Raw genomic sequence first — 12,849 nt, forward strand, 5'->3', positions numbered from 1 at the left:
TGCAAAGCCTGCCGCACGGCTTGCCCTCTGGGACGATCACCGCCAATGATGCCTGCTTTCGGCAGTTACGCTCTTCTTCTGGCACTGGCTCTCAGCGCGTACACGCTCGTGGCCGGTTCCATCGCGCTGCGCCAGCTGGCGACGGGGCGGTATGGCCGCCTTGCGCCCGAGCGCCTCGCCGAAACCGCACGCCGCTCCGGCATTGCGAGCTTCGTGGCCGTGGCTGCCGCGGCCTTTGCACTCATCTGGGCCGCGTTCACCAACGACTTTTCGGTCTCCTACATCCTGCATCACTCCAACCGCGACCTGCCCGGCCCGTACAAGTTCGCAACGCTGTGGAGCGGCCAGGAAGGCTCGCTGCTGCTGTGGGCGTTCCTGCTGGCGGCTTACGGCTTTGTGCTGCGACTGCGCCATCGCACCGACGTCAAGCTGTTCGCCTATGCCTCGACGATCCTGGCGGCGATCCAGCTCTTCTTCCTCATGCTGCTGAACTTCGTCGCGCCGCCGTTCGCGCTGGTCGGCGGCACCATTCCCGCAGACGGCTTCGGGCTCAATCCCCTGCTGCAGTACCCGGAGATGGTGATCCATCCGCCCATGCTGTACCTCGGCTACGTGGGCTTCTCGGTGCCGTTTGCCTTCGCCCTCGGCGCGCTGATGATGCGCTATCCCGGCGAGAAGTGGATCCAGATCACCCGCCGCTGGACCATGGTGACCTGGCTGTTCCTCACCTTTGGCATCTTCCTCGGTGCGCACTGGGCCTACTCGGTGCTGGGCTGGGGCGGCTACTGGGGCTGGGACCCGGTGGAAAACGCCTCGCTGATGCCCTGGCTCACCGGCACTGCTTTTCTGCATTCGGTGATGATGCAGGAAAAGCGCGGCATGATGAAGAAGTGGAATGTGTGGCTGATCTTCTCCACCTTTCTGCTCACGCTGCTCGGCACCGACCTCACCCGCTCCGGCCTGGTGCAGTCGGTACACGCATTCGCGCAAAGCTCCATCGGCGGCTGGTTTCACGCGTTCATGGGGATCAGCTTCGTGGTCTGCGCCTACACCTTCTGGCGGCAGCGCGCCCACCTCACCGCCGATCACCAGATCGAGTCGCTTGCCTCCCGCGAGTCGAGCTTCCTGTTCAACAACATCATTCTGCTGGCGGCCTGCTTCACCGTGCTGTGGGGCACTCTGTTCCCCATCCTGTCCGAATACGCCCAGGGCAACCGCGTCACCGTCGGGCCGCCGTTCTACAACCGCGTTGCCGTGCCGATCGGCGTCTTCCTGATGATGCTCACCGGCGTCGGCCCCCTGCTGGCCTGGCGCACCGGTTCGCTGCGTTCGATCCGCCGCAACCTGGCCCGGCCCGTGACCGCCGCCGGCATCACGGCGGTACTCCTGGTGGTGTGGGGGCTGCGTCCCTGGACCGACGAAGGCTCGTTCTACGCCTACACCGTTTGGGTCTTCGCCATGTTCGTCGCCGTCGCGATCCTCTCCGAGTTCCTCCGCGGCGCGCAGGTGCTGAGCCGACAGACCGGCCGCAACCTGCTTCGCTCGACCCTGCTCTTGTGCCAGCGCAACACCCGCCGCTACGGCGGCTACATCATCCACCTCGGCGTCGTGATCATCTTTATCGGCTTTGCCGGCTCGGCCTTTAACCAGAGCCAGGAGCGGGAGATGGGCTTCCACGACCGCATGCAGATCGGCCCCTACACCCTGGTCGCCGAAAGCTTCACGCAGGACTCCAACCCGAACTACGACTCGGAGTACGCGCTGCTCGACGTGTACCGGCACGGCAAGCTGGTCACCACGCTCACACCCTCCAAGCGGTTCTACCCCGCCTCGCAGCAGACCGAGACCATCGTCGCCAACCATTCCACGCTGGCATGGGACCTGTACACGGTCTACGCCGGCAAGAACGCCGACACCGGCCAGCCTGTACTCAAGATCTTTCTCAACCCGCTGGTCGCCTGGATCTGGATCGGCGTGCTGATCGTGGTAGCAGGCACAGCTGTGGCACTGGCGCCAAATCGCATCACGGCCACCGTGTCGGTCGAAGCACGGCCGCGCCCGGCGCAGGGCAGCCTTTTGCCGGTAAGTGGGGGTGACTGATGCACGTGCTCGGCAAAAGATTGGCCCAATCGCGATTGCAGGCGCTGGTACGCCCGGCCTTGAGCCTGCTGCTCGCCGCAGGGCTGGCGGGCAGCCTTGGCGCGAGCGACATCGCAGAACGCTACAAGTCGCTGAACCACCAGATGATGTGCACCTGCGGGTGCGCGCAGATCCTGGGCGAGTGCAACCATCTCGGCTGCCCGCGCTCCACCCCGATGCTGGCCACGCTGCAGACCGACCTCACGAGTGGCATGGACGATCATGCCATCCTGGTGGACTTCTCGGAAAAGTATGGTCCCACGGCGCTGGCGTCGCCGCTGCTGACCCGCTTCAACAAGAGTGCGTGGATCATGCCACCCGCCGTGCTGATCCTGGCCATGCTGGGCGCTTTGCTGGTGCTGCGGCAGTGGCGTGAGCATGGCAGGGCCCAGGCCACGGCAAACGGCGCCGGGACCAGGCCACCGCTTACGCCGCGTGAAAGCGAGGCGCTGGCGCGCATCCGCCGCGAGACGGGCGGTGAACTGTGACCGCCCTGATCGCGTCGCTGGCGCTTACGCTCGCACTGGCCGTGTTTATCTTCTACCCCGAGAAGCGCGTGGCCGCCCAGAGCGAAAAGTCGCGCGCCGAGTACCTGGAGGAGCGCAAGGCCGTGCTCTACGAGAACCTGCGCGACCTGAGTTTTGAGCACCGCGCCGGCAAGTACCGCGACGAGGAGTATCAATCAGAGCGCGCGGTACTCGAGACAGAGGCCGCTGCCATCCTGCATGAACTGGACGGACTCGAGCGGACCACCGGGTAGGCGCGGCTTGACTGGCTTGCTGGAGGCACACGATCGCGGGCGTGGCTGTGCAGCCCGCGTGGATGATCGACAGTCTGGGTGTGGCGGCTGCGCTAGCTGATGTCGTCGAGGTCGGCTTGTGTCCTGAGAAGAGGCAGGCAGCCTTGTTCTAACTTGAGGCTGTACAGGTAGGCGCCTTCGAACTGCAGCACTTCTCCATTGTCGAAGGTCAGGATCACAGCGTCGCCGTTGCGATCGGTATCTACTACTCTTCGTGTTTCTGCGAACCTGTTTTCCATGGAACTGTCTGAAGATGCTGGCACGGCGGCTCCCTGGTGCAGGTGGCCGAGCGTCTTTAGTTTGAGGCTCGCTCCTGCTGTGATCGATAACATCACGCCTCACCGCATTCGTTGGTGCGCCTCAACACGCAGGCGATGGGCCACGTTGACGGGATCAAACTTATTTAGCGGCGCATCTTTACCGCGGGTGGACTTCTTCCCACGGGCACGCTCTTCCGGCAGGGACCACTCACCCGGCTTGTTCGCGACCGGTACACTCAATCCGTGAAACTTCGACCCAAGTACACCAGCGCAGCTCGATTGCTGCGCATGCTGGCCCTGATCGGCCTGGCCGCTGCTCCATGTGCGGCGACGACCGTATCGATCGCCGCGACCCTGCGAGGCACGGTGCAGAACCGGACCAACGGCAAGCCATCGGCGGGCGACATTGTGGCGCTGATCGCGCTGGATGGCCAGAATGGCGCGGGCATGCAGGTGGCCGCGCAGACCACCACGGATGCCGCCGGGCGCTACTCGCTCGAAGTGCCCGACCAGGCCATGCACCTGGTGCGGGTGAGCCATCAGAAAGCCGCGTACTTCGCGCCCGCCACGCCGGGCAGCACCACGGTCAACGTCGACGTGTACGACGTGGCGCCCGCGGTGGCCGGCATCACCACCGAGGCCGACGTGTTGACCATGCAGACCGCGCCGGGTGGCGAGCTGCGCGTGGTGGAGGACTACTTCGTGCGCAATGCCTCCAAGCCGGCGCGCACGCAGCTCAGCGACCACGCCTACGAGTTCTACCTGCCGGAAGGCGTCAAGGTCGTCGGCACCGCGGCCAAGGGGCCAAACGGCATGCCAGTGGAGTCGTCGCCGGTGCCGCTGCCTGGCAAGGGCCACTACGCGTTTATCTTTCCGCTGCGGCCCGGGCAGACCCGTTTCCAGGTGAGCTATACCCTGCCCTACTCCGGCAAGAGCCTGGGCTGGACCCAGCGCGAGTCGCTCGCAACCGAGAACCTGGTAGTGCTGCTTCCAAAATCGATGCGCTTTACCCCGGAGGGCACCGAGTGGCAGCCAGTCCCCGCAAACCCCGAGGCGCAGACGTTTGTGCGCAAGGGCGTCGCCCAGTCCGTGCCGGTCGCGTTCTCCATCGGTGGCCAGGGCGAGCTGCCGCGCGACTCCAACCAGCCCGACCAGGCCGGCAACGCGCCGGCTGCCTCCGGTGCGGCTGCCGGCGCTGCCGCGGGCGCCAACGTGGCGACGCAAAGCAGCATGCAGTCTGACACGCGCCCTGGCGGCGGCCTGGGGCCGCCGGTGGATACGCCAGACCCGCTGCAACGCTACAAGCCGTGGCTGCTGGGTGGCCTGGGGGTGCTGTTGCTGGGCGGTGCCGTGTGGCTGATGCGCGCCGGGCCGGCCGGGGCAAGGGGGGAAACAGCAACGGCACCCACCGCGCTACGCCCCGCGCTGGAGCAGGCACTGCTTGCGCTGGAGCGCGAGTATGCCGCGGGACGGATTACCCCGGAGGCGTACACGGCAGAGCGCGAAGCGTTGCAGCGCCTGCTGCACGCAGCGCTGGCCCGGGAAGCAGCAGCCGTGGGCGTTGCTTCGCGGTAGCAGACTGCGCGCGTGGCGGCTTTCAAGGGCTGCCACGTTGAGGTCGCCATTTTGACAGCTTTGGGCGTATGGATGTGCACCGCATAAATATGCACTTCCGCAAATTGCTTTTCCCAACTGGCGCGTTCTTTCGTGCATAGGTATGCACCACCCGCCAAAACACTGCATAAATATCAATCAGCCTTGTGCGCACAACGCGCAATTCGCAGCTCTTTTGCGTGCTTTTTCACCCCGTTTGCGCACTCAGATGGACACTGTTCTGCGGGCAGAACCCGGCACGCTCCAGTCCCTTTCGCCGGCCCGTACCGCCACCCACAGGCCGCGGCCGTGCGCACGGCCGCGTTCGGGCAAACTGCAATTCGATGCGGTGGCTGCGTGCGGGGTTGTGGTTCGCTTGCTACCCATACCCGCGCCCACTAGAATAAACCTGCTCGCAGGGAGTCCCGCATCATGCTGAACCGCCTTTGTCCCCCATCCGCTGTCCGCTTCTTTTCCACGCCGCGCCGCCGTGTGTTCCCGGCAGCCGCCTTCTGCCTGGTCTCGTCTTTGCTGCTGGGCAACGGCGGCTTTGCACGTGCCCAGCAGTCGGCGCAGCCGGCCGGCACCTCCGACACGCAGGCTGCCTCGAACAGCACCAGTGCCGACATGTCCAACGCCCAGGCGAACGCCAAGGCAGCGCAGGCACTGCTCGACGTCGAGCGCCCGGCCTCCGATGTGGGTGGCAAGAATGATCCCGACAGCCCGCTGAATCGCAAGCTCTCGGACAAGGAACGGTTCAACCAGCAGAAGGACCTGCGGCAGGAATTGAAGGGACCCTACAAGAAGTGGGCGACCCAGGACGTGCGCTGGATCATCACCGACCAGGAGATGAAGGCGTTCAAGAGCTTGTCCAACGACGAAGAGCGCGATGCGTTCATCGAGCAGTTCTGGCAGCGTCGCAATCCCGACCCGGAATCGCCGGAGAACACCTTCCGCGATGAACACTATCGCCGCATCGAGTACTCCAACGAACACTTCCCTGCCGGCAAGCCCGGCTGGATGACCGACCGCGGCCACATGTACATCGCCTACGGCAAGCCGGACTCGATCGACTCGCACCCGTCGGGCGGCTCCTATGACCGGCCCATGGACGAAGGCGGCGGACAGACTTCTACGTTTCCGTTCGAGATCTGGCACTACCGCTACCTCGAAGGCATCGGCGACAACGTCGACATCGAGTTCGTGGACACCTGCATGTGCGGCGACTACCACATGACCATTGACCGCTCGGAGAAGGACGCGCTGCTGCACGTGCCGGGCGCGGGCCAGACCCTGTACGAGCAGATGGGCCAGGCCAAGCAGGCGGACCGCTTCAAGGGCGGGCTCGAGAACCTGGGCACCGGCCCCATGAGCGGTATGCAGCAGTCCAAGGAGTTCGACCGCCTGGAACGCTATGCCAAGCTGCAGGCGCCGCCCATCATCAAGTTCCAGGATCTGAAGCTGGAAGAGTTTCTCTCGACCCACAAGGTGCTGAGCGGCCCGTTCTTCCCCTTTGACGTGCGTACCGACTACGTCAAGGTCACCGACGACACGGTGCTGATGCCGATCACCATCCAGATCAAGAACCGCGATATCACCTTCCAGACCAAGGACGGCGTGTCCAAGGGCGAGGTGCACATCATCGGCCGCGTTTCCACCATCACCGACAAGATCGTGCAGACCTTTGAGGACACGGTGGAGGTGCCGGTGCCGTCAGAACTGCTCCCGAAGCTGATGAACAATTCGCAGCTGTACTGGAAGGCGATGCCCCTGCGTCCCGGCCGGTACCGGATCGATATCGCCATCAAGGACGTGAACAACGCTGACCACATCGGCACCTGGGCGCAGGGCGTGGTGGTGCCGCGCTACGACGATGACCGCCTGTCGGCCTCGTCGCTGATCCTGGCGGCCAAGATGGAGAAGGTGGCGTCGAAGGAGATTGGCACCGGCAACTTCATCATCGGCAACACCAAGCTGCTGCCTACGGTAACGGCCAATCAGACGCAGCCGGCGATCTTCCACCAGAACCAGAACCTCAACTTCTGGATGCAGGTGTACAACCTCGGCATCAACCAGGACAGTAAGAAGAATGGCGCGATGATTGACTACTCGATCATCAACCTGGCGGACGGCAAGACCATCTTCAACACGCAGGAAAGCTCGGCCACCCTGGGTGCGAGCTCCGACCAGATCACGCTGGCCAAGACGGTGCCGCTCTCGAGCGTGCCGGTCGGCAAGTACAGCGTCAAGGTCAGCGTGAATGATGGAGTGACCAAGCAGGAGATTGCGCAGACGGCCCCGTTCTCGGTGGAGTAGGCATCACAGCGCGGTCCCAGCTTGTTCTGCGAGCCGCGATCGCGCTGATTTCCAACAGCCGAAAAGCATCCGCAACGCTCTCCCCGCCAACCTGAACGGTTTTGCGCTACACTTCGGTCACGAGCACGTCATTTTTGGAAACAACAAGGCATGCGGCCATCAGAGCTGTGGCCGGCAGTGCATTTCAGGAGCAGGGCGCGAAGAAACGGTATTCGAACACGCGAGTGATTGATAGAACCTCCAGATTCGTAGGACTTGCCGTCACGTTCGTTGTGGGCGCCGTCGCCACCTCCTCCCTGTCGCGCGCACAGACCCACGAGGTGCGTGCCGGAGCCACGGTCAACGGAAGCACCCAGCGATCCGGCATTGCCGGTGTGGTGCGTGACCGCAGCGGGCAGCCCCAGGTGGGCGCCCTGATCGAATTGCTGGACAGCGAGTATGACGTGCTGGCGCGCACCTTCACCGACGACCGGGGCCGCTACACGCTGCCACGACTGCCCGCCGGCAAATACCAGCTCAAGGCCAGCAACACCCTGTTTCTGCCGACGATTCATCCGGACCTGCGCGTCGTGGCGAACTCCCGCATCATTATCAATCTCACGCTGAGCACCCTGTACGATGCGGTGCAGTGGCTTCCCGCGACGCCACGTACCCCGGCCACCCGCGACGACGACTGGAACTGGACGCTGCGCCTTTCGGCGAACCGCCCCCTGCTGCGCATGCTCGAGGCCGACCAGGCAGCACAGGCGCGGCTTGCCTCCGTGGCCGACCGGCAGGAAGGGCTTCCGCGCGGGATAGCAGGCAGCCCTGCGGAAACCGGCGCCAGCGCACGTCGGCATGGACGCTTTGCGCTGCACAGCGGCGTGCGCCAGTTCGGAGAGAGTGGGCTGTCGGAGCAGGCGCTTTGGAACAGCACCTTGGGCGATACGCGGTCGCTGATGCTGGCTGCCGAGTCGTCGGTGGGGTCGGCGGCTGGAGGAACGGGCTACAACCGGTTGTCGGCCACTGCTGCAATGCAGCAGCAGCTTGCACCGGGCCGCTCCATGACCACTGTTGCCACCTTTACCGATCGGCCGGAGCTTACTGCCGGTGGCGCGAGCGGTTTGGCCATGCTGCGTGTACGCACGGCCAGCACCATACCCTTCGGCGACCTGGGCGATGTGGAGGCCGGCACGGAACTGGCGGCCGCATCCTTCGGCGGGGGCTCACTCATGGCCGCAAGCCACCCTTTTGTCAGGGCGCGCGTGCACGGCAGCCGCACGGCGGTCGGGTACTCCATGGCTACGGCGCCGGGGCTCACCAGCGCGGGCCAGCTCGAGGCGTACCATCCGGGCGACGCCCCCATGCTGACGCGGCAGGCTGGGGCGCTGCACCTGGAGCAGGGACTGCACCAGGAGCTTCGCGTCGAGCGGATACTACAGGGGGAGGAAGGCAGCAGTTCCACCCTGACCGGCACCATTGCCATCTTCCACGATCGGCTGGCGCACCCGGTGGTTGAAGCAGCGTTGGGCGCGACGGGCGACGAAGCAGCGCTGGACTCGGACAACGTGTTGTATGACCCCGCGAGCGGCACCATTGCTGTTTCCGGCAAGGGATATAGCGGAGGGGGCGTGCTTGCTCTGCTGCGCGACCAGCTCAGCCGCGACACCTGGATCTCGCTGCGCTATGCGCTGGGCGAAGCGGTCACGTTAGGCGATGCCGGCGGCAAAGAGGCAGCAGCTCTGCCCGTGGGCGACAGCTTCAATGCGGCGCCGGCTTCAATGCTTGCCGTCGAAGGCGAGACACGGGTCGGGGTTACGGGTACTGTTGTGCACGGCGGGTATCGATGGCAGCCAGTCAGCACCCTGACGCAGGTGGCGCCCTTCGAGGCAGCCACACCCGAACCATACCTGAGCCTGCAACTCCGCCAGCCGCTGCACCTGCAGCGCATGGGCACCGGGCGGCTCGAGGCCATCCTCGATGTGCGTAACCTGCTCGCGCAGGGCTACCGGCCCTTTGTGTCGCAGGACGGCACCACGGTGTACTTTGCGCAGGCGCAGCGATGCCTTGCAGCCGGACTTGCGTTCTCATTTTGACTCGATAGCCGTCCTGGCAAACCGCTCGACAACCCCACCGAAAGGCTGCAGGCTGCTGTGATCAGCGGCCTTTTACCATTCCGAGTAGGGCCGGCCGTCCGTGCCAGCCTGGGCCGAGCCACCATGCACGTTGGTGATGCCGCCGCTGGTCTGGTCCACGCTCTCGACGGAGTCATCCTGGTCGGGGACCCAGGTGTCGCGGCTCTGCGTGATGGGGTCCTTGGGGATCTCTTTCAGGTAGCCGGACTGCACCAGGTCGTCGAGCGACTGCGGCGCTTTTTCCTTGTCCATAGTGAAGGAGTCGATCGCCTGCCGCATGACGTGGAGGTCCTCATTGAACACCGCTTCGCGCGCGCTCCGAAGCGACGCCGTGTAGCTCGGAATGGCGATGGCGGCCAGCACGCCGATGATCAACATGACGATCATCAGTTCCACCAGCGTGAAACCGCTCTCGCTCGTGGGGAGTGTGCTGGGGGACACCGGTTTGTGCTGCAACTCGCTCATCTCGTTATCGATTCACCCTGGCTGGCGGTCGTACTCAGCTGCTACCAGGTCGAGTACTTCGTGCCGTCCAGCGCGGTGCCGTTGGACTTGGTGTAGACGTCGAACAGGTTCTGGCCCCCGAAGGAGGTCGAGTCCGGATCGTCCTGCATGGCGCGCTCGCCCCAGTCATCATTGCCGGTCATCGGATCGATCGGGATGCGGCGAAGAAATTTCACCTTCTTGCCCTGCACATCCACCCCTTCGACCAGGGTCTTGAGATCCGGCGGGTAGCCCTGGCTATCAACCTTGATCTGAAAGGCCTGGCGGTCCGCCGCGTCCTTGTAGCGGTCGATCGCCGCGCGCATCGACCAGAGATCATAGCGAAGCTCGCGTTCGCGCTCGCGCTTCTTTTCAAACCGGGTGATCGGCACAGCGGCCGAAGCCAGGATGGACAGGATGGCGACCGTGACGATCAGCTCCACCAGCGTTACGCCAGCCTCGCGACTCCGCCGTATGCGCATTCCCCTGGCAGAGGCCATGGCCGCAGCGCTGGTGCCAGCCCCGCGACTTTGCCGTATGCGCGTGCCCATGACAGAGGGTATCGCCGCAGTGCTGGTGCCAGCGAGGTGGTTTCGGAACCGCCGTGCCAGGTCATCGAGCCGGATGCGCAGAGGGTGCTTCACTTGATGTGTACGACCCCTGCGGAACCGGTTGCCGCCATCGGCTGCTGCTTGCTGTCGCGCACCACCGGATGGTTGATCGAAATGGCCGCATCGCCCACGGCCTTTGCCTGGAACGTCAGGGTGCAGACGGTGCCGGCTCCGGTGATGCCGGCAACGCCAGGTGGACGCGAGGTGGAGATCACAACGTTGCCCGCGCCGTCGTCGCGGTGCACCAGCGCAACCGCCTGGCCATCGCGACCCAGCATGTCGCCTACGTCCACGTTGGTCAGCTGAAGCTTGGTCTGGTCGTACTTCACCTGCAGCGGCACGGAATAGACATCCGTTCCGCCGGCAAGCATGACCTGCTCCTGGAAGGTGTTGCCAATGGACTGCGTTGCGTTTGAAGGCACCAGCGTCAGGGCCGGCGGCGGACCGCCCGCGGCGGCGGCTCCAACCTGCCCGCTGGCCAGTGCGGCCATCGCGGCAGTGGCTGCGCCGGCGCTTCCCTGCACTGCAGGGTTCGAGGTGAAGCCGTTCTGGGGCTGTCCGGAAGGTCCGGCCGTAGCGACCTGTCCCGGGATGCTACCGGTCATCATGGCGGGGTTGGTGCTGTCGGGGATCTGCGGACGCGGACGCGCGATGCTGGAGTCGGACGCGTTGGAGGGCACGACGCCCTTGACGCCTGGCAGCGGCGGTACGTCACCCGCGATGTCGTCATCGCTCAGGTTCGCGCCCATGTGCCGAAGCTGGATATCGCCGCTCGTGCCGGTATCGACCTGCCGGAGGTTGAGCGGGGTGATGTCGGCGGCGCGCACAATGTGCGGCACCAGCAGGAACACAATCTCGTCGTCGGTGTCGTCGGTGGTGACCGAGGAGAACAGGTACTTCAGGAGCGGCAGCTCGCCCAGCCCCGGCGTTCCGGAGGCGCTCTTGCTCTTCTGGTGCTGCAGCAGGCCGCTCAGGATCGTCGCTTCGCCTTCACGGAGGCGGATCGTCTGCTCGGTTTTTCTCTGGGTGATGATGGGCTCGTTGATGCCGCCCAGGTCTTCGGTGCCATTGGTCGAGGAGACTTCGATCTTGAGCTTCATCGATACGTCGCGGTCGTAGTGCACCGTAGGCTTCATGTCGATGTTGACGCCGATATCAAGGTACTGGAACTGCGTGTTGACCAGCGACGAGGTGACCGCGGTCGCGACACCTGCCTGGTAAGACCCGGTGGCCACCGGCAGCCGCTCGCCGATGTTGGCCGTCGCTTCCTGCCCGTCCGTCGCCCGGAGACGAGGATTTTGCAGTATGTGGGTGTCGGTGTCGTTCATCAGGAGGTTGACCGCGGCGGCGCCGATCGACACTGCGAAGTTGGTGGAGTTCAGGTGGGCCAGGCTGTTGAGCGTGAGGCTGGAGGTACTGGTGGTGGTCGTCGTCGTGGTTGCGGTGGTATCTGCGTTGGACTGCTGGAAGTTGATTGAAGCAGTCTGCGGCAGCTGGATGCCGATGGTGCGCATGCGTTCGCGGCTTACTTCGAGTACGGCGATGTCGACCACAACCTCGGCGCGCGCTTTGTCGAGATCGTTGATCAGCTTGCCGGCCAGCAGCAGCTCGTCCGGGGTGCCGCGCATGATGATGGCGTTCTGGGACGGCACGCTGTACAGCTTGGCTACCGTGAACACGTTGCGCAGTGCGGTCTGGATGTCGTTCAGATCGTTCTGCTGCGCGATGTTGGTCAGGTAGAAGGTCTGCACGGCCTGCTCGTCGAGCTCGGTGCGCTTGCCGCGGGTGTTCTGCGCTACGAAGATGGTGTTGGCCGTGATCGGCCGCCAGAAGGTACCGGTCTGGATGCTGAGGATGCGCAGCGCATCGAGCAGGCTGACATTCTGCAGGTCCACCGTGATGTTGGAGGAGTGGTAATCCGGGTCGAACAGGACGTTGATGCCAGCGGTCTTGGCGATGGTCTGGTAGACAACCTTGGAGTCCTGGGTGGCGTGCACGGTGAGCGGCTCGTTCGAGAGCGGCTTCAGGATCGGCACGCCGCCGAGGTCGAGCAGGGCCTTGCGCTCGCCGGGCGGCATGGCCGTTTCGGGCACCGGCGCGTTGGCTTCCCCGTCGATCTTTTCGCGCGTAACGCGGATATCCTGCGAGGCGAGCTCGTTGGACGCATCGATCTCGAGCGCGCGGAGGAACTCGGTCAGCGCGCCGGTGTTGTCGCCCTGGTCGCGCAGGCGTTCGCCCTGCTTTACGTGCGCGGCAGCCGCGTCCAGTCGCAGGCGCTCGTACGAGATCTTGAACTTCTCATCGGTCGGCTTTTTCTGGAAAGCTTTGGCGTAGTCGTTGTAAGCGCCCTCAACATCGTCGCGGGCCTCGGCAGCTCTGCCCCGGTTGAATAAGGTGTTGGCCGACTGCGCATACGCGTCGCGTGCCGAAACGGTCACGCAGAGAGCTGCGACGGAAATGGGAATGGCCCAGTGCGTCAGGCGGTTCATGCAACTCCAGAAAAAAGATGATTCATTGCGGGCATTAGCCGGTCG

At 64.5% G+C, this 12,849-nt stretch carries 10 protein-coding genes; 6 read left to right on the forward strand and 4 right to left on the reverse strand.

Going from position 1 to position 12,849, the window contains the following annotated elements:
- The first annotated feature begins 48 nt into the window (after positions 1-48).
- From D1Y84_RS02625 to D1Y84_RS02635, 3 genes are read left to right on the forward strand one after another with little or no spacing between them, the layout of a single operon-like run.
- Positions 49-2,100, forward strand: coding sequence for a heme lyase CcmF/NrfE family subunit (locus D1Y84_RS02625; RefSeq protein ID WP_124849887.1), 2,052 nt, complete (start codon positions 49-51; stop codon positions 2,098-2,100).
- 59 nt (positions 2,101-2,159) lie between these two features.
- Entirely contained in the window at positions 2,160-2,627 is a 468-nt protein-coding gene (locus D1Y84_RS02630) for a cytochrome c-type biogenesis protein CcmH (RefSeq protein WP_158615277.1), read from the forward strand.
- Entirely contained in the window at positions 2,624-2,899 is a 276-nt protein-coding gene (locus D1Y84_RS02635) for a hypothetical protein (protein ID WP_124847141.1), read from the forward strand. Before D1Y84_RS02630 ends, D1Y84_RS02635 begins: the two co-directional genes overlap by 4 nt.
- Positions 2,900-2,991: 92 nt before the next feature.
- Here D1Y84_RS02635 and D1Y84_RS02640 read toward each other — a convergent pair whose 3' ends face one another.
- Complete coding sequence (locus tag D1Y84_RS02640; RefSeq protein WP_124847142.1) at positions 2,992-3,201, reverse strand: hypothetical protein; 210 nt, start codon at positions 3,199-3,201, stop codon at positions 2,992-2,994.
- Positions 3,202-3,441: 240 nt separating this feature from the next.
- On the opposite strand from D1Y84_RS02640, the gene D1Y84_RS02645 reads away from it, so the two are divergent.
- From D1Y84_RS02645 to D1Y84_RS02655, 3 genes are all read left to right on the forward strand, one after another.
- Positions 3,442-4,773 (forward strand): carboxypeptidase-like regulatory domain-containing protein, encoded by a 1,332-nt coding sequence (locus D1Y84_RS02645; RefSeq protein ID WP_124847143.1) that lies wholly within the window; start codon positions 3,442-3,444, stop codon positions 4,771-4,773.
- 450 nt (positions 4,774-5,223) lie between these two features.
- Positions 5,224-7,107, forward strand: coding sequence for a GWxTD domain-containing protein (locus D1Y84_RS02650; RefSeq protein WP_233581029.1), 1,884 nt, complete (start codon positions 5,224-5,226; stop codon positions 7,105-7,107).
- Positions 7,108-7,331: 224 nt separating this feature from the next.
- Positions 7,332-9,182: a carboxypeptidase-like regulatory domain-containing protein gene (locus D1Y84_RS02655; protein ID WP_158615278.1), complete on the forward strand. Its 1,851-nt coding sequence runs from the start codon at positions 7,332-7,334 to the stop codon at positions 9,180-9,182.
- A gap of 72 nt (positions 9,183-9,254) precedes the next feature.
- On the opposite strand, the gene D1Y84_RS02660 is transcribed toward D1Y84_RS02655, so the two are convergent.
- From D1Y84_RS02660 to D1Y84_RS02670, 3 genes are read right to left on the reverse strand one after another with little or no spacing between them, the layout of a single operon-like run.
- The gene (locus D1Y84_RS02660; RefSeq protein WP_124847145.1) at positions 9,255-9,686 is read right to left on the reverse strand and encodes a type II secretion system protein; all 432 of its coding nucleotides are present in this window, start codon (positions 9,684-9,686) and stop codon (positions 9,255-9,257) included.
- Positions 9,687-9,727: 41 nt separating this feature from the next.
- Entirely contained in the window at positions 9,728-10,348 is a 621-nt protein-coding gene (locus D1Y84_RS02665; RefSeq protein WP_370245690.1) for a type II secretion system protein, read from the reverse strand.
- Positions 10,345-12,804 carry a cohesin domain-containing protein gene (locus D1Y84_RS02670; protein ID WP_158615279.1) on the reverse strand — a complete coding sequence of 820 codons (2,460 nt, stop codon included), beginning with the start codon at positions 12,802-12,804 and terminating at the stop codon, positions 10,345-10,347. The genes D1Y84_RS02665 and D1Y84_RS02670 overlap by 4 nt, the downstream gene beginning before the upstream one ends.
- Between the last annotated feature and the right edge of the window lie 45 nt (positions 12,805-12,849).

This window comes from Acidipila sp. EB88 (assembly GCF_003858395.1).
In the GTDB taxonomy this organism is placed as follows: Bacteria; Acidobacteriota; Terriglobia; order Terriglobales; family Acidobacteriaceae; genus EB88.

What these genes read in the sequence shown, in the direction of transcription:
- D1Y84_RS02625 (WP_124849887.1), top strand. Translation starts at nt 49, where the DNA reads ATGCCTGCTTTCGGCAGTTACGCTCTTCTTCTGGCACTGGCTCTCAGC.
- D1Y84_RS02650 (WP_233581029.1), top strand. Translation starts at nt 5,224, where the DNA reads ATGCTGAACCGCCTTTGTCCCCCATCCGCTGTCCGCTTCTTTTCCACG.
- D1Y84_RS02660 (WP_124847145.1), bottom strand. Translation starts at nt 9,686, where the DNA reads ATGAGCGAGTTGCAGCACAAACCGGTGTCCCCCAGCACACTCCCCACG.
- D1Y84_RS02670 (WP_158615279.1), bottom strand. Translation starts at nt 12,804, where the DNA reads ATGAACCGCCTGACGCACTGGGCCATTCCCATTTCCGTCGCAGCTCTC.